Annotated in this window: 22 protein-coding genes and 1 tRNA gene; 17 read left to right on the top strand and 6 right to left on the bottom strand. The window is 65.2% G+C overall.

Features of this window, described 5'->3' with window-relative positions:
- Positions 1-81: 81 nt before the first annotated feature.
- The 3 genes from RFA01S_RS06815 to dcd all read right to left on the bottom strand — a co-directional run bounded on the left by RFA01S_RS06815 (position 82) and on the right by dcd (position 3859).
- Positions 82-1521 carry a CYTH and CHAD domain-containing protein gene (locus RFA01S_RS06815; protein ID WP_032406223.1) on the bottom strand — a complete coding sequence of 480 codons (1440 nt, stop codon included), beginning with the start codon at positions 1519-1521 and terminating at the stop codon, positions 82-84.
- 85 nt (positions 1522-1606) lie between these two features.
- Complete coding sequence (locus RFA01S_RS06810; protein WP_162182861.1) at positions 1607-3175, bottom strand: Hsp70 family protein; 1569 nt, start codon at positions 3173-3175, stop codon at positions 1607-1609.
- A gap of 105 nt (positions 3176-3280) precedes the next feature.
- Positions 3281-3859 carry a dCTP deaminase gene (gene dcd / locus RFA01S_RS06805; protein ID WP_027495411.1) on the bottom strand — a complete coding sequence of 193 codons (579 nt, stop codon included), beginning with the start codon at positions 3857-3859 and terminating at the stop codon, positions 3281-3283.
- Between the two features lie 140 nt (positions 3860-3999).
- On the opposite strand from dcd, the gene RFA01S_RS27660 reads away from it, so the two are divergent.
- The 5 genes from RFA01S_RS27660 (at position 4000) to RFA01S_RS06780 (ending at position 10035) form a co-directional block, all read left to right on the top strand.
- Positions 4000-4728 (top strand): hypothetical protein, encoded by a 729-nt coding sequence (locus RFA01S_RS27660; protein WP_051364987.1) that lies wholly within the window; start codon positions 4000-4002, stop codon positions 4726-4728.
- A gap of 2 nt (positions 4729-4730) precedes the next feature.
- The gene (locus RFA01S_RS06795) at positions 4731-6842 is read left to right on the top strand and encodes an Rv1355c family protein (RefSeq protein ID WP_072692037.1); all 2112 of its coding nucleotides are present in this window, start codon (positions 4731-4733) and stop codon (positions 6840-6842) included.
- A gap of 143 nt (positions 6843-6985) precedes the next feature.
- Positions 6986-8779, top strand: a complete 1794-nt coding sequence (locus tag RFA01S_RS06790) for a putative bifunctional diguanylate cyclase/phosphodiesterase (protein WP_051364986.1) — start codon at positions 6986-6988, stop codon at positions 8777-8779.
- A 19-nt stretch (positions 8780-8798) separates the two neighbouring features.
- Positions 8799-8872 (top strand) — tRNA-Gly (locus tag RFA01S_RS06785).
- A gap of 188 nt (positions 8873-9060) precedes the next feature.
- On the top strand, positions 9061-10035 hold the full coding sequence (locus RFA01S_RS06780; RefSeq protein WP_027495408.1) for an esterase/lipase family protein: 975 nt from the start codon (positions 9061-9063) through the stop codon (positions 10033-10035).
- Between the two features lie 4 nt (positions 10036-10039).
- Here RFA01S_RS06780 and RFA01S_RS06775 read toward each other — a convergent pair whose 3' ends face one another.
- On the bottom strand, positions 10040-11227 hold the full coding sequence (locus tag RFA01S_RS06775; protein WP_032406067.1) for a PucR family transcriptional regulator: 1188 nt from the start codon (positions 11225-11227) through the stop codon (positions 10040-10042).
- A gap of 224 nt (positions 11228-11451) precedes the next feature.
- Here RFA01S_RS06775 and RFA01S_RS06770 point away from each other — a divergent pair, with 224 nt between their 5' ends.
- From RFA01S_RS06770 to RFA01S_RS06750, 5 genes are all read left to right on the top strand, one after another.
- The gene (locus tag RFA01S_RS06770) at positions 11452-13140 is read left to right on the top strand and encodes an aldehyde dehydrogenase family protein (RefSeq protein ID WP_032406221.1); all 1689 of its coding nucleotides are present in this window, start codon (positions 11452-11454) and stop codon (positions 13138-13140) included.
- A gap of 42 nt (positions 13141-13182) precedes the next feature.
- Positions 13183-14769 (top strand): GMC family oxidoreductase, encoded by a 1587-nt coding sequence (locus RFA01S_RS06765; protein ID WP_032367075.1) that lies wholly within the window; start codon positions 13183-13185, stop codon positions 14767-14769.
- A 155-nt stretch (positions 14770-14924) separates the two neighbouring features.
- Complete coding sequence (locus RFA01S_RS06760) at positions 14925-15623, top strand: hypothetical protein (protein ID WP_032367076.1); 699 nt, start codon at positions 14925-14927, stop codon at positions 15621-15623.
- A 102-nt stretch (positions 15624-15725) separates the two neighbouring features.
- Positions 15726-16196 (top strand): hypothetical protein, encoded by a 471-nt coding sequence (locus RFA01S_RS06755; protein ID WP_027495403.1) that lies wholly within the window; start codon positions 15726-15728, stop codon positions 16194-16196.
- Positions 16193-16858, top strand: coding sequence for a methyltransferase domain-containing protein (locus RFA01S_RS06750; protein WP_032367078.1), 666 nt, complete (start codon positions 16193-16195; stop codon positions 16856-16858). Before RFA01S_RS06755 ends, RFA01S_RS06750 begins: the two co-directional genes overlap by 4 nt.
- On the opposite strand, the gene RFA01S_RS06745 is transcribed toward RFA01S_RS06750, so the two are convergent.
- The gene (locus RFA01S_RS06745) at positions 16845-18128 is read right to left on the bottom strand and encodes a hypothetical protein (protein ID WP_238325037.1); all 1284 of its coding nucleotides are present in this window, start codon (positions 18126-18128) and stop codon (positions 16845-16847) included. The genes RFA01S_RS06750 and RFA01S_RS06745 overlap by 14 nt on opposite strands.
- Positions 18129-18240: 112 nt before the next feature.
- Between RFA01S_RS06745 and RFA01S_RS06740 the strand changes: the two genes are divergently transcribed.
- From RFA01S_RS06740 to RFA01S_RS27655, 5 genes are all read left to right on the top strand, one after another.
- Positions 18241-19038, top strand: coding sequence for an S-methyl-5'-thioadenosine phosphorylase (locus tag RFA01S_RS06740; RefSeq protein WP_032369478.1), 798 nt, complete (start codon positions 18241-18243; stop codon positions 19036-19038).
- Complete coding sequence (locus RFA01S_RS06735) at positions 19035-20093, top strand: NAD-dependent epimerase/dehydratase family protein (protein WP_032390238.1); 1059 nt, start codon at positions 19035-19037, stop codon at positions 20091-20093. Before RFA01S_RS06740 ends, RFA01S_RS06735 begins: the two co-directional genes overlap by 4 nt.
- Positions 20086-20739, top strand: coding sequence for a glycosyltransferase family 2 protein (locus tag RFA01S_RS06730; RefSeq protein ID WP_032390239.1), 654 nt, complete (start codon positions 20086-20088; stop codon positions 20737-20739). Before RFA01S_RS06735 ends, RFA01S_RS06730 begins: the two co-directional genes overlap by 8 nt.
- Positions 20736-21392 (top strand): TIGR04282 family arsenosugar biosynthesis glycosyltransferase, encoded by a 657-nt coding sequence (locus RFA01S_RS06725; RefSeq protein WP_032392113.1) that lies wholly within the window; start codon positions 20736-20738, stop codon positions 21390-21392. Before RFA01S_RS06730 ends, RFA01S_RS06725 begins: the two co-directional genes overlap by 4 nt.
- 174 nt (positions 21393-21566) lie before the next feature.
- On the top strand, positions 21567-21728 hold the full coding sequence (locus tag RFA01S_RS27655; protein WP_167328661.1) for a hypothetical protein: 162 nt from the start codon (positions 21567-21569) through the stop codon (positions 21726-21728).
- Positions 21729-21733: 5 nt separating this feature from the next.
- Here RFA01S_RS27655 and RFA01S_RS06720 read toward each other — a convergent pair whose 3' ends face one another.
- Positions 21734-22168: a MarR family winged helix-turn-helix transcriptional regulator gene (locus tag RFA01S_RS06720; protein ID WP_032367083.1), complete on the bottom strand. Its 435-nt coding sequence runs from the start codon at positions 22166-22168 to the stop codon at positions 21734-21736.
- 191 nt (positions 22169-22359) lie between these two features.
- On the opposite strand from RFA01S_RS06720, the gene RFA01S_RS06715 reads away from it, so the two are divergent.
- Together RFA01S_RS06715 and RFA01S_RS06710 are read left to right on the top strand one after the other, a co-directional pair.
- Positions 22360-23412 (top strand): glycoside hydrolase family 183 protein, encoded by a 1053-nt coding sequence (locus tag RFA01S_RS06715; RefSeq protein WP_052060447.1) that lies wholly within the window; start codon positions 22360-22362, stop codon positions 23410-23412.
- 22 nt (positions 23413-23434) lie between these two features.
- Entirely contained in the window at positions 23435-24058 is a 624-nt protein-coding gene (locus tag RFA01S_RS06710; protein ID WP_032406065.1) for a class I SAM-dependent methyltransferase, read from the top strand.
- The last annotated feature ends 41 nt before the right edge of the window (positions 24059-24099 follow it).

Below are 24099 nucleotides of genomic sequence, written 5' to 3'. Positions count from 1 at the left end.
CCCGTCGACCCCCCTACTCGATTCGGCCTCACAGTACACTTCGAGGGCACAAACGGGGAAAACGACGGTTTGTGTGCGGGGTCAGAACTCCAGCTTGCTCGCCTCGTCACGAGCTAGTTCGGCTGCACGGCGCTCACGCTCGAAGAGGAGTCCGAACGTGAACCCGTTCTCGCCGGAGGTGGTTCCCGCTCGAGCCCCGAGGGTGCGCAGAATCTCCGCCGCGATGACGGCATCCTGATGCTCGCCCAGAACTTCTTGAATCTGCTTGTATCTCTTGATATTCGACTTGGACACCTTCTTGTCCACGACGGGTGCCACCAACTCGGCCGCGTACCGAGCCCGCTTCGAGGCCTTCCTCGCGCGGTGCAGTTCCTCGTCGTCGGTGCCTCGCACAGCCTTCTCGGTGCGGTCTACGGCCTTCTTACCGGCCTTGCGCGCCAGCTTGATCAGCAACCGCTCACTCACCTCGCCATCGATCGGCAATCCCCTCGACCAGGCAGCCACGGTCGTGAGCAACTCTCGGTAGCGCTCGCCGTCGAGCTCGGCCATCGCGGCTTCGCGGTGTCGGATCTGCTCGGCCAGCAGGTCGTTCTCGATACGCGACGCCACCGGGCCCAGAACTAGTTCCGACGGAAGGTCTCGCAGCGCCGCTGCAAACCGCGCCCGCTGCACCTGCCGATCCCGCACCTCGCCGAGCAGGCTTGCATACCAAGATAATTCGGCTTCGAGTGCGGCCGCGGGCTCGTCCTCGAACACGCTACCGAAGACGCGAAGCGTACTGCGATAGCGCCTGATGGCCACCCGCGTGGAGTGAATCGGATCCAGTCCGCGGCGCAGATACACGTCGCCGGCCACGATGGCCTGCGCCTGCTCGTCGAGATAATCGACGAGCAACCGAAGCCCGTCGTGCGCCGGCTCCTCCCGAATCACCGACAGCGCACGGTTCAACTTGGACGGATGTGCCGACGGCGTCGCACCCGACGCGCGAAGCACCTTGCTCGCCTTCTTCAGGAACGATTCCGAGCCGGCGGGCCCGAGCTCGACCTCCACCTCACGCCACTGCGGCCCGGTCGCGCCGCCGATCAGGACGACCGACACCGCGTCGTCGGCGAATTCGGCCACGACGGCTCCGGTTGCATCGGTGACGGTACGAATCTTCCGACGCGTCGTCAGGGTGGCGACAGCCGACAACTGCTTGCCCATGACCGCCCCGCGCAGTACGTCGGCCAGCTCGTCGGGCACGACCTGCGGGTCGCCGTGGCCGAGCGGAAGCCTGATCTCGGTTCGCGCCTTCTCCGCAGGAACCTTTGCGTGCCAACCGTTGTCGGAGTCTCCGGTGCGTCGCCGAAGGGTGATTCCCCGACGCAGCAGATCGTGACCGGTGGTGTCGAAGTACTCGCTGACCAGTTCGGTGTCGGTCTCCACCGCCGCGCCGTCGGCAGGAACGAGCGAGGTGAGGGAGGGGAACTCGAAGTCTGCATCGACATCGAACTTGTCTTCGCGCTCGGTCTGTGACTCCATACCGACCATCCTGCCTCGAGGACGCTGCCCCGTGGCGGTCGAAACCGTAGATCTATCGCCGCCACGGCGAATCGAACGGCGGTGTCTACGGTCGCCGAGGCGTGGTGATCGTGGGTTTCGTCGGGGTCGAGGCGCGAGTGGTGGTGTGCGGCAACGTCGTTCTGGTCGGCGCAGTGGTTGTCGGCGCAGTGGTGGTCGGCACAGTGGTGGTCGGCACAGTGGTGGTCGGCACAGTGGTGGTCGTGGGGTGAATCGGAGCCGTCGTGGTGGTCCGAGCCGTGGTCGTCGTCGGAACTCGAGTGCCCTCACGCGCGGGCCGAAGGACAGTGACGTCAGGAATCGTGCGGGTTGGAGGCGGTGACTCGGCACTGTTCGGCGAGGTGGGTGCAGGAGAGGACGTCGAGACTCCAGATGTCGGAGACGTCGAGGACGACGCGGCCACGTCCGTGGCCGGCACCGAGGGCGGCGTCGACACGGACGGTGAGCCGTCCACCGCCGGCATCACAACCTGCGATCGGGCGGAGGGCGACGCGTTCTGGGAGGTCGCGATCGACGGTTCGGGGGTGTCGTCGGTGGTCCGGGCCGCTGCCGCGACCACGGTTCCGGCCACGCACACCGCAACGAGCGCGGCGAGTGCGCCCCCGACGCGGCGGGACTTCGCGGCCCTGGCCATTCGCCGAGACGGGCTGCCGCTGTGCCGCGGACGACGGGAGGGCACGGCGGTCACGGCGGTCACGGCGGTCACGGCAGGGGCCGGTGCAGGCCTGGCTCCCACGGTCCGCGCGATCCCGGCCGCCCCACGGGCAGCCAACAATTCCGGCCGTTCCGGAACGTAGACGGGCAACGACAGGGCGTCGAACAGTGTCTGCCGAACGATCTGCATGTTGGCACCGCCGCCGACTGCGACGATCGCCTCCACGTGAACGCCGCTCGCGGCGACGGACTCGAGCACGTCGACAGCAGCGCAGACTGCTGCACGAACGGCGTCGCCGATGAGCTCGTCGAGGTCGTGTCGCCACAACGAGGCGCGACCGCCGACGAACGGCCCGACGACAGAGACGCTGCGCAGGATCGACAGCTGGTGTTTGCCGTCTCGCACGTCGTGCACAAGATGTCGACGAGCTGCCACCGTCAACGCCTCCGCCGCGCCGAACGTCTCGATCAGGTGGTCGCTGAGCACACGGTCGCAGTCGTCGCCGCGGAGTTCTTCGGTGCGATGCGAGGCCAGGACGCGACCGGACTCGACGTCGACCACCGACACGCTGGTGCCGGATGCGCCGACGTCGAACAGCGCGACGCAACGCTCGCCGGCGAGCACTCCGGTTTCTCGTAACGCGCCCAGCTGCGCACCCAGTTCGGATACGAGCACGATGCCGTCGGAGAAGTCCTCGCGGAAGGCCGTGTCGGGATCGCTCTCCCGAAGGGCGAGCACCGGGTAGTGGCGAGCGGACGCGTATTCGTCTGCCGTGCTGTGCACCGAGGCGACGACGGCATCCCAAGGATCCGGGGCGAGACCGTTGGGCGCAGGCCCGGTGGCGACCGGTTCGAGGACGTGGAGCACCGTGTCGACACCCGAGCTGTCGCTGATCACACTGCGGACGCCACTCGACCCCAAGGAAGCGCCGAGCACGGACGGATCGGGTACCGCGGACACGAGAAACCTCATTCTGGTAGGCCCCAACCCACGTTCGAGCACCAGAATACCGCTACAACCGGGAACTCACCAGGTTTCGTCCAAGAAAACAGACCGAACGTTGGTCTATGTCACGTCCGACTGGATGAAGTTCAGATACGCCTTCGACGGAGTGGGACCACGCTGCCCCTGATACTTGGAGCCGACCGCAGCGCTGCCGTACGGATTCTCCGAGGGTGACGACAGCCGGAACAGGCACAGCTGCCCGATCTTCATTCCCGGCCACAGCGTGATCGGCAGGTTGGCGACGTTGGACAACTCCAACGTGATGTGGCCGCTGAATCCCGGGTCGATGAATCCTGCCGTCGAGTGGGTGAGCAGTCCCAGCCGGCCCAGAGAGCTCTTCCCCTCGAGTCGACCCGCCAGATAATCCGGCAACGTCGTCAGTTCGAGAGTGGAACCGAGGACGAATTCCCCCGGATGAAGAACGAACGGCTCACCCGCTCGTGGCTCCACCAACGTCGTCAGCTCGTCCTGCTGCTGGGACGGATCGATGTGGGTGTACCGGGTGTTGTTGAACACCCGGAACAGCTTGTCGAGTCGCACATCGACGCTCGACGGCTGCACCATCGACGGATCGAAGGGATCGATCGCCAGGTTGCCCAGGGTCACTTCGGCACGAATGTCACGGTCGGAGAGCAGCACCACTGCAGGCTACTGGTCCTCACGGGCCTTACGCGAAGCACCCGAGTGACCACTTCCACAGGTACGTGCGGACCGAACAGTCGGACAATCGATCGGTCACACCTCTCACATTCGGTGACACTCCCTCAGGAAGAGCCCCTATGTACATTCGACCCAAGCGCATTCGAATCGACGTTCCTTCGTACTTCGATCATCCCTCCCAGTGCCACATTCTGGCCACGACTCCCACCCGAAGTCCCGCTTTGTGGACGCAATTTCTCGACGGTGCCGAAGAAAGCTATCGACGCCACGACGTGACACCAGCGCTCGAGATATCGGCAATTCGCGACGGCGGGACCACCGCATTGTTCTTCGCCGCTCTCGACCGAACCGGAACGATCCTCGGCGGAGTTCGCGTTCAAGGGCCGTATTCTTCGGCCGATCAATCACACGCACTCGTCGAATTCGCCGCGCATCCCGAGGGCCGACACCGCGTTCGCGCGATGCTCGACAGCCGCATCGAGGACGGGGTCGTCGAGATCAAGTCGGCGTGGGTTGCCCCGGGAGCACCCCGCGGCCGCGCCGTCACCACCATGATCGCGCAGTCACCGGCGTACAGCACAGCACTGCTGGGCGCTCGTTACGCGCTGGCCACTGCCGCCTCCCACGTCCGCGCCGCGTGGCTGCGCACCGGAGCAGCGATCGCAACGCACATCGAACCGGTGCCCTACCCCGACGACCGATACCGAACCGAGGTGTTCTGGTGGGACCGAACGACTCTCGCGTTCGATGCCGAACTCGAGACGTGGCGGCGCATGAAACGCAACACGGTCTCGCTGCTCGCGCAGCACGGCACGTCGAAGAACCTGCACTCGGCGGTGGCGTCGTGACGATTCCGAACACTGCCGAATACAGCTGGCAGCCTGTGATATTCGACGAGACGGTCGCCACACAGCGAGCCGCCCTGGACGAGCTACGGGGTGACACCTCGATCACCGTTCTCGACGAACGCGCCACTCAGCGAGCCGGACTGCATGCATTGTTGCCGAGCCCTGAGCAGAGCCTTCTCGACGAAAGCGACAGGTGGGTCTATTTCCCGTGGCGCGATACCGTCGTCGCCGTTCTCGGTCCGAATTCGTATCGGCACCTCCGACTGGACCGAAACAGAAACAAGATAACTCTCGAGGAACAGCAGAAATTGGGAGATCTCACGATCGGCGTCATCGGTTTGAGCGTCGGACACGCCATTGCGCACACTCTTGCACTCGAGGGAATCTGCGGAACTCTTCGCCTCGCGGATTTCGACGAGATAGAACTGTCGAACCTCAACAGGATTCCGGCGTCGATCATCGATCTGGGTGTCAACAAAGCGATCGTCGCCGCCCGGCGAATCGCCGAAATAGATCCGTACCTGACGGTGGAGGTCTTTCGGAACGGGATCGACGAGACCACGATCGACGAGTTCTTCGACGGACTCGACCTGCTCGTCGAGGAATGCGACTCCCTCGACATCAAGGTCCGCGCACGAGAGGCGGCCAGGTCGCGTCGAATCCCCGTACTGATGGAGACCTCCGATCGAGGTCTGCTGGACGTCGAGCGATTCGACCTCGAACCACAGCGGCCGGTGTTTCATGGAGTACTCGGCGACATCGAGTCCGCCGGCCTGCACGGACTCGGAACCCGCGACAAGATTCCCATCGTCCTCGATCAGCTCGACGCCTCCCTGCTCTCGGCTCGGATGGCGGCCTCGATGGTGGAGGTGGGCGAAACGATCGAGACATGGCCCCAGCTGGGCGGCGACGTCCAACTCGGGGGTGCCACCATCGCCGCGGCGGTCCGACGCTTCGGGACCGGAGCGCACCTACCGTCCGGCCGTATCCGCATCGATCTCGAGGTGCACCTCGACGGGCTGAACACGCCGGCCCCCACCCGCAGACAGGTCGACTCGGGTGATGCGGCCGGTCCGCAGAGCGTGGATTCTCATGACTCGATACTCGAAGCAGCACGCCGAGCGCCTTCCGGTGGAAACAGTCAGCCGTGGACCTTCTCCTCGAACGGGCCGACCTTCCGGGTCGACGTCGATCGATCCCGAACGTCCACTCTCGATATCGCGTACCGCGGCAGCTTCGTCGCTGTGGGCGCAGCCGGATTCAACGCGCGCGTAGCCGCCGACGCCCAGGGCACGCTCGCCGGCATCGAGATCACCGACGAGGCGGTCGAGCTGTCGTTGCGCGACGGTACCGCCGGGCCGATCACCGATCGACGCCTCCTCGACGCCGTGCTCACCCGATCCACGGACCGCGAGCTCGGGTCACCGTCGACGCTGGACGATGCGGTGGTCGCCGATCTCGTTGCGGCCGCAGCCGCCGAAGGCGGACGTGCCGTGCTGTTGACGGCGCGCGAGTCCATCACCGCGGCAGCGGACATTCTCGCGGCCGCCGACCGGATTCGGTATCTCACGCCGCATCTGCACCGAGAGATGTTCTCCGAACTGCGCTGGGCAGGCGATCCGGACCCGGATCGGGGCATCGACGTCGCCAGCCTCGGCATCGACGCCGCAGACCTGTCCACGCTGGACATCATCGGGCGGCCCGACGTCATGGCGCTCGTGTCTGCCTGGAACGCAGGCGCTGCTCTGGCCACCGACATGCGCGATCGGGTATCGGCGAGCTCCGCGCTCGCAGTGATCGTGGTGCCCGGATCGACTCCAGCGCATTACATCCGGGGTGGATTTGCAACGGAGAACGTTTGGGTGACTTCACATCTGCACGCACTGGCAGTTCAACCCGTCTCACCACCGTTCCTCTACGCGCGCACGATGGACGAGCACCGAGAATTGTCTCCGACCCACGCAGAGACGTTGCAGCAGTTGAACTTCGAGCTGCGGACGTTGGCGGAACTGGACGAGGCCGAGTCGATCGCTCTGGTGTTGCGGCTCGGCACTGCGCCACGAGGCGCGATATACAGTCGCAGAGTCGCGGTTTCGGCGTCCTTACCGGGGTAGAGTCCGGCATAGACCAGGGGGAACAGTCCTGCACTGCGTCTACAGGAGCGGTTCACGAGACCGCGTCGACGAGAGGCGGGAGTAGGGCCCTGGAGAACAGTCGGACACTCGAGGTCCTCGTCACCGGCGTCGCCACCGAACTCATGGGCGTCGACGCGGCGACGGTGCGAGAAGCATACCTGTCGGTACTGCGTCAGCTCGTGGACTACCTCGGCATCGATTTCAGCTTTCTCCGGCACCACGATTTCGATGCCCGGGCAACCAGACTCACCGCGGAATGGCCACCGCGCCTGAGCGTGCCCGATCCCGACCCCCTGGCCGTCGTCTACTTCGACGAGGCCGACTCGGTCTTCGCGATGGCCGAAACACTGTCCGAACCGGCAGTGTTTCGGCCCGACCCGGAGCAGGAGGACTATCGCCGACGCGTCGAGACCGCCTCGGGATTGAGCGCCACCTCGATGGCCGTCGTGCCGCTGCTGCACTCCGAACGCACCACCGGGATTCTGGGCTTCATCAAAGTGGGAGACCGAAGTTGGTCCCAGGCAGAACTGAACGCCCTCAAAGCAATTGCTGCTCTGCTGTCGCAGTTGCAGGCGCGAGTCAGTGCCGAGGAACAGATCAGGTTCTCGGCCTTGCACGACGGTCTCACCTCACTCCCGAACCGCACCGCACTCACGCAGCACCTCCGTGACCGACTCGATCCGTCGATGCCCGGTCCGGTGGCGGTGTTGCACATCGACCTGGACCGCACCAAGGCGCTGAACGACTTCCTCGGACACCTCGCCGGCGACCAGTACCTACAGGCTGTCGCCGAACGCCTGCAGGCGTTCGTCGACGAATCGGCGAGTCTCGCGGCCCGCCTGAGCGGCGACGAGTTCGTCGTGGTCCTGGCCGGCCCGTGCTCGCACCGCGTCGCCACCGACCGTGCCCGCACGATCGCCGAGTCGATACAGGCACCGGTCACTCTCGGTGTCGAGAGAATCGGTCGCAGCGCCAGCATCGGAATCGCCTTCGGCGAGCCCGGCACCCACACCGCCGACTCTCTGCTCCGGCAAGCAGGGCAAGCCGCTCTGGTGGCCAAGCGTGCTGGTGGACATCATATCTCGCTGTTCACCGACGAGATGCACGCGCAATCCGAACTCCGCAACGACGTCGAGATCCATCTGCGTGACGCCATTGCAGGCGACTCGCTGACGTTGCACTTCCAACCCGAGGTCGACCTCGTCACCGGGCGCATCACTGCGGTGGAGGCACTGGTTCGGTGGCGTCACCCCACCCGCGGGCTGCTACCACCGTCGGCCTTCATTCCGGTGGCGGAGGAGACGAACCTCGCCGGCGAGCTCGGTCGGTGGGTTCTCGACTACGCGTGCCGGACCTTGGCGGCGTGGCAACGGGACATCCCCGGCCTCGACATCGTGATGCGCGTGAACATCTCGCCCGTACAGCTGGTCACCACCGGCTTTGCGGCCACCGTGGCGAGCGCCCTCGACGAATTCTCGATCGCGGGTTGCAACCTGTGCCTGGAGATCACCGAAGTGGCCGTCGTACAGGATCTTTCGCGTACTCGAGTGACGCTCCGAGAACTGCGGGACCTCGGCGTGCAGGTGGCGATCGACGACTTCGGTACCGGATACAGCTCGCTGTCACACCTCAAGGAACTGCCCGTCGACGCGCTCAAGATCGACCGCGCGTTCGTCACCGACCTCGGATCAGGGGCGACCGACGACCTCGCGATCGTCCAGTCGATCATCGGGCTCGCGCACGCCTTCGGCCTGAGCATCATCGCCGAGGGCGTCGAAACCGAGAGTGCCAGGAGCACATTGGTGGCCTTGGGCTGCACCCGCGCTCAGGGCTACCTCTTCTCCGAACCGGTGCCGGCCGAGGACGCCCAGGCCCTGCTGCACGGTGTACGCATCGACGTCGGGCCACCCTGCTAATCTGGACGCCGCACCACACGCCGGTGTAGTTCATTGGTAGAACGCGACCTTCCCAAGGTTGAGAGGCGGGTTCGATTCCCGTCACCGGCTCCACGTTCCCCTTGTCGGCGGTAAACCCGTCTTTCGATCGATCCCTGCGTCTGCACCCTCGCCGTCACCGGTAGCTCGGTCGGCAATCGGCATGCGACACAAAAATCGCTACAGAACTATTGTTGTGACTTTTATGCGTTCATGTCCGAATTCGTAGGGACATTTCACAACTGCAGGAATACCGTGTGATCATGCGCGGACCACGCCGAAGTCTGATTCTTCTCGTCGTCGCACTCACCGCTGCACTGTCGGCCTTGTCGACCCAAGCGGCACCACTCGCACATGCCGGCCCACTCATGCCCATCGCCGCTGCACCGCCTCAACCCGACCACGCCGATGCCATTCGGTACGCGTCGACCAACCGCGACGCCGCCCCGCCCGGGGCCAACGACATGAGCTGCGTGCCCTCTGCCGAGCACCCCAATCCTGTCGTTCTCGTCCACGGCACCGACGCCACCGCCTACTCCGATTGGGCCGGCTTCTCACCCATCCTGCGCGCCGCAGGCTTCTGTGTCTTCGCGATCAATTACGGCACTTCACCGGACGGTAAGTCCAACGGCTACGGCGTCATCGAAGACAGTGCAGCACAACTGAAATCGATGACGGCGACCATCCTCGACGCGACCGGTGCCGCGGCGGTGGACGTGGTGGGCTACTCGCAGGGTGCTGCCGTCGCCCGATACTTCGTCAACCGGCTCGGCGGGGCCGATGTCGTCGACCGATGGGTGGGAATCGCGTCACCGACCTACGGCGGCACCATGTACGGAGTCGCCCCCGTCGTACAAGCCGTGCCCGGCGCGACCGGTCTGGTGGCCGACGAATTCGGACCGGGCCTCGCCCAGTTGATGGCCGGATCGGACTTTCTCGAGAACCTCAACGCCGGCGGCGACACCGTCCCCGGCGTCGACTACACCTCGATCGCCACCAAGGTCGACGAGGTGATTCAGCCGTATACCAATGCGCTGCTGCGAGATCCGGGAGCGCACAACATCGTGATCCAGGACGTGTGCCCCGACACCGAGGTCGCCCACTTCACGTTCACCTACGACCCGACCGCGCTGCGTCTGGCGCTCAACGCACTCGACCCCGCGAATGCGCGTCAGCCGTCCTGCGTTCCGGTACCGCTGGGAACGGGAATCCTCGACGTCGTGCTGGCCAGCCACTGACCCGTCAGGTCAGTAGCTGATGGGCTCGAAGCCCGACATAGAGTTCGGCGGCCTGCACGGGATCACGAAAGTCGCGACCGGTGAGTTCGGCGATACGCCGCAATCGGTACAACACCGTATTGCGGTGGTAGTGCAGCTGTTCCGCGGCATCCTTGGTGGAGCCACCGCACGAGAACCACGCATCGAGAGTGGCGAGCAGACTCGTCCGCTCGGCGCGGGGCAACGCCAACAGATCGCCGAGGATCTGACGAGCCGCGATACGGCCGGATTTCGGGTCGCGCGCGAGCAGTAACGGCACCGGGACCGAGTCGTAGCGCACCGGCGTCGACGGCACAGAATCGGGAAAGCTGCACGACCGGGCCAGACGGGCCTGCCCCACGGCGTCACCGATTCCCGACGGCGACCGGAACACCGAACTGACACCGATCCGCCCCGGGCACAGTTCTCCGAAAGTGACCAGTGCCGTATCGATGTCGGATTCCCGAGCGGCACAGAACAATCCGATGCTGCCGTCCACCTCGGCATCCCACACCGACTCGGTTCCCGCGGCCCGCAACCGAGCGACGACGCCTTCGATACCGAGTCCCGTCGACGAGGGTTCCTGGGATACCACCGCAAAAAAGCCGCGATCCGGAATTCGGAACGCACGCAGGGCATCCGCCGCCGCGGCCGGATTCGCGGCGTGATCGGCGAACAGCACCCGAATCAGCCGGCCGCGGGCTTCGGCGCTCTCGCGGGCTCGCATATCGGCGCTCTCTCGATACGCCTCGGCCGCCTCGTCGGAATACACGTCGACCAATGCCCACACCTGCGCCGCCATGTCCAGCAGCGCGTGGCTGGCCCGGCCGTGCGAACGCACCATCAACTCGTCCCAGACCAGCCGACCACCGAGCCGGAACGCGTGCAGCAATGCCGCCAGCGGTACACCTTGCTCGGCCTTGAGCCTGCCCGCCTGCTGCGCCGACTCGAGCCGAACCGGCGCACGCCCGGACAGCTTGCCCAACATCGAGGCCAGATTGCTGCGAGACGCTTCGTGAAGTTGATCCGCGGTGAGCAGCGTCGCCTCCAGATACGCGTGCTCGGCTCCCAGGATGCGCCGGACCAGTTCGCTCGCCAGCTCGTCGACGTCGTCGAGCATCGCCGCCGCCAGCTCGGTCGGTGACGGATGCAGAGCGGACTCGGTGGTGGTCATGACTGAACCATAGCCCGGCCGATGTAAGCCACGCCACACCCAAACTGTGCGACGGCACAATCCGCTGCGCTCGATTGACAGCGGCGGCCCATAGCCTGCCGCCCCGAATGCGACCAGAATCACACTCGAAGCCGTGTATCCGAACGACGAGTGGAGACGAAAAGTTGACCAGCGAAGTCACCCCGCATCTGCAGCCTGTACCGACGAACGGACCGGACGCCTCCCTGGCGGTCGATACCGCTCTTGCCGACCTCGACGCAGGCGAGCAGACCTGGGGCAGGCTCGGCCTGGCCGACCGCCGGACGCTGCTCGAGCGCATGCACGCCCTCACCACGACGCATGCGCAGGAATGGGTGACCGCCGCCGCGTCGGTCAAAGGCCTCGACCCCTCGTCCAACCTGCTCGGTGAGGAATGGCTCTCCGGCCCGTACTCGCTTCTCGGCGGTCTCGGCACGCTCGCGCACACCCTCTCGGCGCTCGAGGCAGGCGGCAGCCCGCTGGCCGGAGCGAAGTTCGGAACAGCCCCGGGCGGACGAACGACCGTATCGGTGTTGCCGCTCAACAACTTCGAGAAGCTACTGCTCAACGGGTTCAGTGCCGAGGTGTGGCTCCGGCCGGGAATCGACCGTGCCACCGCACAGCGCACCGCAGGCCTCGCCCAACTCGACCCGACGCGCACCGCGGGCGTCGGCGTCGTCTTGGGCGCGGGCAACATCACCTCGATCGCCCCGCTCGACGCCCTGTACGAACTGATCGCCTTCAACCGGGTCGTCGCGCTCAAGCTCAACCCCATCATGGACCCACTGCTGCCGGTCTTCGAGAAGATCCTCGCCCCATTGGTGGACATCGGCGCGCTGCGTCTGCTCACCGGTGGAGCCGACGTCGGCACCTACCTGGTCAACCACGATCGCGTCGACCACGTCCACATGACGGGCAGCGCAATCACCCACGACGCCATCGTCTTCGGCCCGGGACCCGACGGTGCCGCCCGTAAGGCGGCGAACCGGCCGATCCTGACCAAGGAGATCTCCAGTGAACTCGGTGGCGTCTCGCCCACCATCGTGCTGCCGGGCGAGTGGAGCCGCGCGGACATCGAGTTCCAAGCCGAACACGTAGCCACCCAGCGACTGCACAACAGCGGATACAACTGTGTCGCTTCGCAGGTCGTCGTGCTGTCCTCCGAATGGAAGCAGCGCGACGAGTTCATCGCAGCCCTGCGCGCCGCACTCGACCGGGCACCGGCCCGCGCCCCCTACTACCCGGGCAGCGACAGACGGGTGTCCGACGCCACCGCCACGTACCCGTCGGCCGAACGGCTCGGCGACGGCGGTGGCCGGGTGCTCATCACCGACCTCGATCCCGGCGAGTACGCACCGCTTCTGCAGACCGAGTATTTCGCACCCGTGATGGGCGTCATCGAGTTGCCCTACAGCGGAGCAGCATTCGCCGCCAAGGCCGTCCAGACGGCCAACGAGGAGTTCACCGGCACCCTCGGCATCAACATCATCGGCACGCCGAGCACCATCAAGGAACTCGGTGAGAAGTTCGACTCCATGCTTGCAGACCTGCGGTACGGCACCATTGCCGTCAATGCCTGGACCGCCCTCGGATTCCTCACCGCATCGGCCACCTGGGGCGCGTTCCCCGGCCACACCGTCGACGATGTGCAGAGCGGAATCGGCATCGTGCACAACGCATTACTGATCGACGGTGCCGAACGGACCGTGGTACGCGGACCCTTCCGCCCACTGTCGAGGTCGCTGATCAGCGGAGAGATGTCCATCTCCCCCAAGCCGCCGTGGTTCGTCACCAACAAAACCGCAGCATCGACCGGGAAACTGCTTACCGCATTCGCCGGAGCACCGTCCTGGACCAAACTTCCGGCAATATTCGCCTCCGCCCTGCGCGGCTGAGCAGCGTCCAACGACAGCTGCCGACGAACCCGAAGGACAATCATGAGCACACAGAACACAACCGCCGACTACATCGTCGTGGGCGCGGGCTCGGCCGGCGCAGTGGTGGCCAACCGGCTCAGCGCCGATCCCCGCAACAGCGTGATCCTGCTCGAGGCAGGCCCGGAAGACAAGAACAAGTTCGCCCACATCCCCGCCGCGTTCTCCAAACTCTTTCGTACCGAGGTCGATTGGGACTACCTCACCGAACCGCAGCCGGGGCTACGCGACCGCAGCATCTACTGGCCGCGCGGCAAGATGCTCGGCGGCTCGTCGTCGATGAACGCCATGATGTGGGTACGCGGATTCGCCGCCGACTACGACGAGTGGGCGGCCAATTCCGACGACTCGTGGTCGTTCCGCAACCTCGTCGGATACTTCCGCAAGATCGAGAACATCGAGGGCACAACAGAACTGGACGCCGGAACCGGCGGGCCGCTGATCGTCTCCCACCAGCGCAGCTCACGCCCGCTCACCTCGTCCTTCCTCTCCGCCGTCGAGGAAGCCGGCTACTCGGTGGAAACCCCCAACCTGCCCGAACCCACGGGCTTCAGCCGCACCATGGTCAACCAGAAACGCGGCGCCCGCTGGAGCACCGCCGACGCCTACCTTCGCCCGGCCAAGAAGCGCACCAACCTCACCGTCCTCACCGAGGCACAGGCCACCCGGGTTCTCTTCGAGGGCAGCGCCGCCGTCGGCGTCGAATACACCTCCGACGGCGTCACCCATACGGTGCGCGCACACAAGGAAGTCGTTCTGTCCGGCGGAGCCATCAACACACCGCAGCTGCTGATGCTCTCCGGCATCGGAGACAAGGAGCAGCTCGCAGCCCACGGCATCACCGTCCGGCACCACTCGCCGGACGTCGGGCAGAACCTCCTCGACCACCTGGCCGCCCTCATCGGATGGAAGACCGAGAAGGACTCCCTCTTCCATGCCGAGAAGATTCCCGAACTCATCAACTATCTCGCGCGCCGACGCGGCATGCTCACCTCCAACGTCGCGGAGGCATACGGCTTCATCCGGAGTCGCGAAGATCTGCCGCTGCCGGACCTCGAACTCATCTTCGGACCGGCCCCGTTCTTCGACGAAGGCCTGATCGCCGCCGACGCACACGCCGCGGTCATCGGCACCGTCCTGCTGCAACCCAAGAGCAGAGGCGAGATCACGCTCCGGTCCGCCGACCCTCTGGCCAAGCCCATCGTCGAGCCGCGTTACCTCAGCGACCCCGACGGCATGGACCGCAAGGCCATGATCGAGGGACTGCGCGTATGCGTCGCGCTGTCGGAAACCCCGTCCTTGAAGGGCCAGCTCGGGGACGTCGTACGCCCCAGGGTGGCGTCGAACATCTCCCCGGCGGATCTGCTCACCGAGGCCCTCGAGCAGAACGCGCACACTCTGTACCACCCGGTGGGCACCGCGCGGATGGGCAGCGATGCCGGCAGCGTCGTCGATGCCGCGCTGCGGGTTCGGGGTGTCGACCGACTCCGGGTCGCCGACGCATCGATCATGCCCAGCATCATCCGCGGCCACACCCATGCACCGTCGGTGATCATCGGCGAACGAGCCGCGGATCTGATCCTGGGCTGAGCCGAACGTGAACATGTCTGGTTTGACCGTTCACACCGTGGGGTAACAGGTCGGCACCGCTTCAATGCAGGCATCGCGATGAAGACCCATCCGATCGGCAAGCAGCGCCGAATAACCCACAACGCTCGAGAGACGAGCACGGAAGGTTGACCGACATGTTCACTGTTCGTAAAGCTTTGGCCGCCACCGCAATCGGTGCACTCACCATCGTCCCGCTCGCCGCGTGCTCCAGCGACGACGCATCCAGCACCACCGACGCAGCCACCTCCTCGGAATCGTCGGCCATGGAGACCACCGAGAGCACTCCCGAGCCCGCAGCCGAGGTCGCCGACCTCAGCAACGGCGTCGACACCGCAGTTGCTCTCGACCCCGGCTTCCTGGGCGCACTGACCACCCTCGGCCTCACGCCGGGCGTAGTCGGAACCGCAACTCTCGCAGACGGTTCCATTCGCTTCCCGATCACCGGTGGCGACGTCAAGTACTGGGAGCCCGGCACGGTCGACCCCTACGTGCAGGGCGAGATCAACCACGACGGCAGCGGATTGTCGCTGACCGCAGGCGAGACCGTGGTCGAGCTGACCAACTTCGACATCGACCCGGGCACGTCGCTGCTCACCGGTGACGTCACGGTCAACGGCGAAGAGGCTGCTGCCGACGCCGTGCTGTTCGACCTCGACGGCCGCACCCTGCAGCCGTTGGCAACCGGCCCCGAGAACACCGCCATCCTGCAGGGCACGCAGGTGAAGATCTCGGAGACCGCAGCCGGACTGCTCAACGACACGTTCAAGACCGACGCTGTCACCCCGGGACTGCTCGTCGGCGTTGCGACCATCACGGTCAAGACTGCCGCATAATCAGCTCCTGAACCCGTGCGCGGGCAGTCACCGACGACGTCGGTGCTGCTCGCGCTCTGGTGCTTTCACAGACGTTTCGTAAAACGCGACAGGGGACCGGGAATGAGAGCCTTCCGACGGATCTACGGTGGCCACCCTCTGCATGCCGTCGGCCTGCTGCTCTCTTTCGCTCTGGTCGGCTACGTCGTCCACATCGCCGGACCGAAAACGTTGTGGAACAGCGACATCTGGTGGCATTCCATTGCCGTCTGGTTCTTCGGATCGGTACTGCTGCACGACGCGGTTCTGTTCCCGCTGTACTCGGCGGCCGATCGCCTTCTCACCGGGCTCGGACGACTGCAGCTGACCGTCTCGCCCATCAACTACATTCGCGTCCCGGCCCTCGGCACAGCACTGACGTTCTTGATGTTCTTCCCCGGAATACTGTCCCAGGGCGCGGAGACCTATCGTGCGGCAACAGGTTTGACCCAAGACCCCTTCTTGGAACGATGGCTGGTTCTGACAACGGTGTTGTTCGCCGCCAGCGCCGTCGTCTACTTCATTCGCTTCACCGTGGTACGGAGCCGAACATGAGCGTCACCGCAGACACCCTTTTCCACCGCGCCGCCGCTGGATTGCCTTGCTGGATCGGCGATTCCGACGGCTCGAGAGAACGTCTGCCCACGGCCCGCTGGATGGGCGGAAGCGCATCCTCGGAAGAGGATCGCCGAGCCGACCACGCCATGATCAGCCGATGTACCGGGTCCACCATCGATCTCGGATGCGGACCCGGCCGGCTGACCGAAGCTCTTGCCCGACGTGGACTCTCGGCGCTCGGCGTCGACACGTCGAAGGCTGCCGTCGACCTGACCATCGGCCGCGGCGGAAACGCCGTTCTCCGTGACCTCTTCGAGCCTCTGCCCGGCACCGGCACGTGGTCGTGTGTGCTGCTCGCCGACGGCAACATCGGCATCGGCGGGGATCCGGTGCGCCTGCTACGCCGAGCCGCCGATCTGCTGGCACCACACGGAGCCATCATCGCCGAGGTGGACGAACCGAGTGACTCCGGTATTCGGCACCGCACCGTTCGCTGGGAAACCGACACCATGGTCGGCGATTGGTTCGCCTGGTCGAGTGTCAGCGCCGACGCCACCGCCGACCTCGCCCGCGCCGCCGGCTTGCAGATGGTGGACGTGGCTCCGATCGACGGCCGCTGGTTCGCGCAGATGACTCCGGCTCCACTCACCAATTCGTGAACAGCAGATGATTGACGGCCAAGGCCCCGATCACCTGCAGCGCCAACCAGAATCGATGTGTTCGACGCGGCAGCACCGCCGGGGCGATCAACATCCACATCGCGAACGGCAGCCAGATTCGCTCCGTCTCCGCTTTGCTCAGCTGACTCAGATCGGCCATCACCACCGCCGCGAGGCCGCCGAGCACCAACAGGTTGATCGGCTGCACCCGCGCGGCGATGCGTGGGAAGGCCGCCGGCACAGCGACGCCGAGCGCGCAGAACAGTGCAGCGAAGTTCGCCCAGCCCCAGTACTCGAACGGACGATCCTTGGCGATGCCCTGGTAGTACCGCTCCTGCACCAGCTCGTACCCGTCGTACCACCAGAATCCGTACGCCGTGAAGATTCCCGCAACGAGCAGGGCACCGATCACCGCGCCGAGGAACGGCAGAACCTTTCGGCCCGCTATCAGCACCGCGACCGCGGGCAGACCCATCAACACCAGGCCGTAGTTCAAATAGATTCCGAATCCGAGAAGCACTCCCGCACCGATGGATGCGGGCCACAGCCAGCGCTTCGTCGAGACCGCCAGCAGCGCGATACCCCACGCCGCGACCCCGGCATAGAACGCGTCGGCGGAGACGGCGATCCAGATCGCTGCCGGTGCGATCGCCACGAACGGTGCTGCGCGCCTGGCCATGTCCTCGTCGCCCAGAACACCGAGCGTGAGAACCACGGCAACTGCGGCACTGGTTCCCACCAACACGCACAGCGTTGCCGCCCAGGCCCCGCCGCTCAGACCGAGACGGTCGAGCCAGACGAACGTCAGCAGCGCACCGGGCGGATGGCCCGAGACGTGAGTGGTCCACGAATCCGTCTGGTAATCCAGAATGCGCTCGGAGAATCCGCGCAGTGTCGCGGGGATGTCGGTGATGCCGGGCACCTCGTGCAGGTACTCGTCCGTCGAGGCCAATCGGTCGACGAACCCACGCTTCCAACCGTCGACCATCGCCAGCGCCATCGTCCACGCCGCCGACGCACCCCAGACGACGAACAACAGCCGCGTCCAGGACAGGCGTCGAGCCACGGTCGGTCCCCACAGCACGGTCGCCACCGCGATGAGGACGGCGAACGGCGTTCCCCATCCGACATGAACCTCACGAAAACCGAACAGCGGTGCGGCGTCGGCGAAATCGCGCACCTGCTGCGGTGTTCTGTTGATGATCGGGGTGACGATCTCGTTGCCCAGATACGGAACGACGAACGCGACGGCAACGAGCACGACGGCCAGCGCACCGGCGACGGCTTCTCTCCAGTAACGGATAGTGTTTTCTCCCTGCGGACTTGAAGACGAACACGGTTTCGGACCAGCATATCGACCGACGGTGATGGAGGATGGGTAGATGAACACGCAAGCGGGGTTACAGGCCGAGATCGCGGTGATCGGCGGCAGTGGCTTCTACTCGTTCTTCGCCGACGACGCCGAAGAGATCGAGCTGGACACGCCCTACGGATCACCGAGCGCACCGATCACCGTCGGGGAGGTGGAAGGACGACGAGTTGCCTTTCTACCTCGACACGGCCGCGCTCACGAATACTCGCCGCACACCCTGCCGTATCGGGCCAACATGTGGGCGCTGCGCATGCTCGGTGTCAGCCGCGTGTTCGCCCCGTGCGCCGTGGGATCGTTGGTGGCCGAATACGGTCCGGGAACCGTCGTGATTCCGGATCAACTCGTCGATCGGACGTCTGGCCGCACCCAGACCTACTTCGACAACGGCGGCATCCACGTCGAATTCGCCGATCCCTACTGCGCGGAGTTACGCAGCGCGGCCGTCCAGGGGTCCGCGGTCGACGGCGGTGTCATGGTGGTCGTCGAGGGTCCCCGGTTCTCCACTCGCGCCGAAAGCCAATGGTTCGCGCGCCAAGGTTGGACACTGGTGAACATGACCGGTCACCCCGAGGCCGTCCTGGCCCGCGAGCTCGAACTCTGTTACGCGCCGATAGCGTTGGTGACCGACCTCGACGCCGGGATCGAATCCGGTCAGGGAGTCAAAGCAGTGGACGTGTTCGCCGAATTCCAGAAGAACATCGAACCGCTCAAGGCGCTCGTCCGATCCGCGGTGCGCGACGCGCCGACCGGCGAGTGCCCGCACTGCCGGGTGCACGCCGGAGTCACACTGCCGGTCGAGCTGCCATGACTCGCGTACTGCTCACCGGCGCAGCCGGATTCATCGGGGGCCACATTCTCGACGCAGCGCGCGACACCGATCTGGAGATGGTCGCCGTCGACGCCATGTTGGGTTCCGCTCACGGACCCGGCGCGACAGCCGAGGGCATCACCGATCTGGATGTGCGAGACAAGGATTCACTCGTCGAAGCGTTACGCGGTGTGGATGTCGTGTGCCATCAGGCTGCTGTCGTCGGCGCAGGCGTCGACGCCGCGGACGCACCGGCATACGCCAGTCACAACGACTTCGGAACTGCAGTCCTGCTCGCGGCGATGTACGAGGCAGGGTGTTCCCGCCTGGTACTGGCATCGTCGATGGTGGTCTACGGCGAAGGGCGCTACCTCAATTCCTCCGGCGAGACCGTCGTGCCGCGACCGCGTACCCGGGCCGATCTGGACGCCGGGCTGTTCGACAACCGCGACCCTGCGTCCGGCGAGCCACTCGATTGGCTACTGGTCGAGGAGGATTCACCGCTGCAACCGCGCAGCACCTACGCAGCGAGCAAGCTGGCGCAGGAGAACTACGCCTCCGCGTGGGCACTGTCGACCGGTGGTTCCGTCGTCGCGCTGCGCTACCACAACGTGTACGGCCCGCACATGCCGCGCAACACCCCGTATTCCGGTGTGGCGGCAATGTTCCGGTCCTCGCTCGAACTCGGGAAGCCGCCCACGGTCTACGAGGACGGCAAGCAGGCCCGCGATTTCGTCCACGTGCACGACGTGGCAGCAGCGAACATCGCGTCCATCTCCGCCGAACTGGACGGCTTCACCGCGCTCAACGTGTGCTCGGGTCATCCGATCACCATCGGAGAGGTGGCGTCCGTTCTCGCCGACGCGAGGGGTGGACCAGCGCCCGAAATCACCGGCCAGTACCGAGCCGGGGACGTACGGCACATCGTCGCCAGTCCACAGCGGGCAGAAGAGGTTCTGGGATTTCGCGCGCAGATCCTGCCGCAGGACGGTCTCACCGCGTTCGCCGACGCACCGTTGCGCGACGCCGAGGGAACGGGCCCACCCCGTGTCTGAGCCCGGATCGGTCACCGTCGTCATTCCCTGCATGAACGAAGCCGAATCGCTTCCAGCCGTGCTGGATTCGATCCCGCCGGGATATCGAACGATCGTCGTGGACAACAATTCGACCGACGCCACCGCCGCGGTGGCAGCCGCCCACGGCGCGGCAGTGGTAGCGGAAATCGTGCCCGGATACGGAGCTGCCGTGCACGCGGGCGTCCTCGCCGCCGACACCGATATCGTCTGCGTGCTCGACGGAGACGGCTCGATGGACCCGCGCGACCTACCCACCCTGGTTGCTGCACTGGACAGCGCAGACCTGGCCGTCGGCCGTCGCCGGCCCGCCAAGGGAAGTTCCCCGCTGCACGCAAAAATCGGCAATGCCGTTCTGTCTCTTCGACTTCGGACCAAGTACAAGTTGCCCGTACACGACCTCGGTGCCATCCGAGCGGTCCGCCGACAAGCACTACTCGACCTCGAAGTCACCGACCGACGCTCCGGCTACCCGCTGCAGCTACTCGTGCTCGCGGCCGAGGCCGGCTGGACCGTCGTCGAACACGACGTGGACTACCGACCACGAACCGCAGGCACATCCAAGGTCTCCGGCTCGGTCCGCGGCACCATCGTGGCCGTGCGCGACTTCTGGAAGGTGCTCTCGTGACCGTCACCGCCCTCGTCGTGGCCAAAGCACCCGTTCCAGGACTTGCCAAGACTCGCCTCGCCGCCACGATCGGCGACGCGGCCGCCGCCGAAGTGGCAGCTGCCGCGCTGCTGGACACCCTCGACGCCGTCGCGGCAGCGGACGTCGACCACCGCGTCGTGGCCCTCACCGGCCATCTTCACGACGCGGCCCGCGCCGAGGAACTCACCCGAGCCCTCGCGTCGTTCACCGTGATCCCGCAGCGCGGCGACGGACTGGGCGAACGGCTGGCGAATGCGCACGCCGACGCCGCACCCGCGGGTGCGGTACTTCAGATCGGAATGGACACCCCGCAGGTCACCGGGCGACTGCTCAGCGACGCAGCCGCGCTGCTGGCCGACACCGATCTACTCGGTGCCGCCGAGGACGGCGGTTGGTGGATCCTGGGTCTACGGAATCCTGCTCAGGCCCGGGCATTGCTGGACGTACCGATGTCGGCACCGTCGACGGGCGACGACACTCGGGTGGCACTGACCGCTGCGGGAGCCGAGGTCACCATGGTGTCGCAATTGCGAGATGTGGATTTCGAGTCCGATCTCGATGTGGTGTCGCATATGTGCACACCGAACAGTCGCTTTCGCCGAGTCGTCGAACAATTACGCAAAACTCATTGATTTTTGTTTTCGAGAAGGACACGAAAACAATCCGTCGGGTCTCCACATCTGTTGGGGAACAAGAAGCTTCACTTTGTCGCATTTGCCGGACCGCACGCGATGTATATCGAACAGCAACACTTCATAACCACCGTTTCACGGCGATTTCTCAGACATCAGTGCTACAAAGTGTCCATGACCGGGTTGCTGATAGGCGTAGTCGTCTGGATGGTGTGCGCTGCAATAGTCGCCACCGTCCTCGGCCGCGTCGCGCACCGAGGAGATTCCGAGGAACTCGGATCCACCATCGAGTGGAATATCGACGGTCTCGATCGCGAAGTTCAACACGAGAACTGACGGTCTCAGTCGACTCGATCGACCAATTCGATCAGGATTGCCGACGCTGCGGCCAACGTTTCCCGCTGCCGAGCCGACAACTCGTCCAGCTGTTCGGCAAGAGCGATTTCGCGAGACGCCACCTCGTCGCGAGCAGTCGCAACGCCCGCCTCGGTCAACTGCAGCACCACCTGCCGGCCGTCGGTCGGGTGCGGCTCACGGACAATCAGGCCGGCCTCGACCAACTGATGCGACGACCGCGACACCGACGGCGGCTTGATTCGCTCCCGAGAAGCCAGTTCACCGGTAGTCATCGGCCCCTCACGAAGCAACGTCGTCAGAATCGACAACTGAGCCACCGGCAACCGGTCGCTCGAATGCCGCAGACGCAGTCTCCGATTCAGCCGCATCGCACTGACGGACAGATCCCGCGCCAGCTGGGAATCGGGTAGATCACTCACGTGTCCAGATTACGACACCGAGGGGCATTCGCCCGATTCGCGAAACAGGCTACGAGTTGATTGAACTTGCCCATAACAAACCGCTGCCATGGTTGCGAGGTGTTATCGGGGAAACACCATGAAACGGGGCAGTTTTGACACGCGTGGGATCCAGACTCTTGACAGTCGCAGCACTGACGGTGACGGCATCGATGCTGGTCACAGGCCAAACGGCCCTCGCCGACCCCAACGCAATCAACCCCATCGCCGGTCTGAACGGAACATTCGGATTGCCGCAACTGCACGGCCGCGCACAGGCCGTCGCCCAGGTGACCGGAATGTCGAGCCCGAACATGACCCAGAACGTCAACATGATCGGCACCGACCTCGGCATCATGTGGGACAACGGCCGAGGCGAGGTCCTGACCGCCTTCGGCGACACCGCAGGCGTCGGCGTCCCCAACCTCCTGCAAGGCAGCCTCTGGTCCTGGCGCAGCAACGCCATCGTCCGCAGCAGCGACCGAAACCTCGCCGATGGCATGAACTTCGACAGTGTCGTCAAGGACGCCGTCGGACAGACCAAAGAAGTCGTCCCCAGCCCCAAGATCCCCTTCGTCGAAATCAGCCGAATCCCCACCGCCGGAGTCGCCGTGGGCGACACCCAGTACCTCAACCTCATGTCGGTCAAGAACTGGGGACCCGCAGGTACCTGGGACACCAACTTCTCCGGCCTCGCCGCCTCGACCGACAACGGAGAGAACTGGGCCGCACTACCCGAGACCCACAGGCCGAGCGCTGGCGGAGATCGAAACTTCCAGCAAAGCGCCTACCTGAAGGACAACGGATACATCTACCAGTACGGCACACCGCCGGGTCGCTCCACACTCGGCCACGTCGCTCGCGTCAGAGATGCGGACATCACGAGGCTCGGCGAATACGAATATTGGACGGGTAAGGATTGGAAGAAGGGCGACCCTGCTGCGGCCGCCCCCATCGTCGACGGCGTCGGCGAACTGTCGGTTGCATACAACGCTGCGGTGGGCCAGTACCTGATGATGACCACCGACAACGCCAATTCCATTGTGCTGCGGCGTTATTCATCGCCCGTCGGACCGTGGAGCCCACCCGAGGTACTGGTCGACACTCGCGAGATCAGCTCGATCTACGCCCCGTACATCCACCCGTTCTCGACGGGCCGCGACCTCTACTTCTTGGCGACGGTGTTCCAGAACTACAACGTGCTGTTGCTGCGGGCCACGCTGTAGCAGTTCCCATTAGGCTTCCGGCGTGGACGCTGCCGAATGGGATCGCAAGTACGAACGCCGAGAACTCGTCTACGGCGAGGCTCCGAACGCCACGTTGGTCGAAGTCGCGACGACAATCCCGCGCGGTCGAGCCCTCGATCTGGCGGCCGGCCAAGGCCGCAACGCCATCTGGCTCGCGACGCGCGGCTGGATCGTGGACGCCGTCGACTTCTCGTCGGTGGCATTGACGCGGGCGAGTCGAGTGGCCGAGTCGGCCCCGCGGTCGGTGCGCGAGCGCCTGACCTGGATACACGCCGATGTGACGAAGCTGGCAACCGAGCCCAACTATGACCTGGTGCTCATGTTCTACCTCCATTCACCTCCGGACGAGCGACGCCGAGCCGTATCGGCTGCGATGTCCGCGTTGAAACCTGACGGAATCCTCATGATTCTCGGCCATCACTCGTCGAACATCACCGACGGCGTCGGCGGTCCACAGGAACCCGAGATCCTGTACACGCCAGAGGATTTGGTGACAGACATCGGGGACCGACTCACCGTCACCACGGCCGAGAACCGGTATCGAGACGTGACCGGCGGCACAGCGATCGACGCTCTATTACTGGCGAGTAGGTCCGCCCTTGGCAGCGGAACCGATCGGGGGTAATATCCGTTAAGTTACCGACGAGTAGCTAACTTGGGCGGTAC

Origin of the sequence: Rhodococcoides fascians NBRC 12155 = LMG 3623 (assembly GCF_001894785.1) — a bacterium.
GTDB lineage: Bacteria > Actinomycetota > Actinomycetes > Mycobacteriales > Mycobacteriaceae > Rhodococcoides > Rhodococcoides fascians.
Note: the sequence above shows the minus strand (reverse complement) of the source record. Positions and strands in the feature narration are given on the sequence as shown.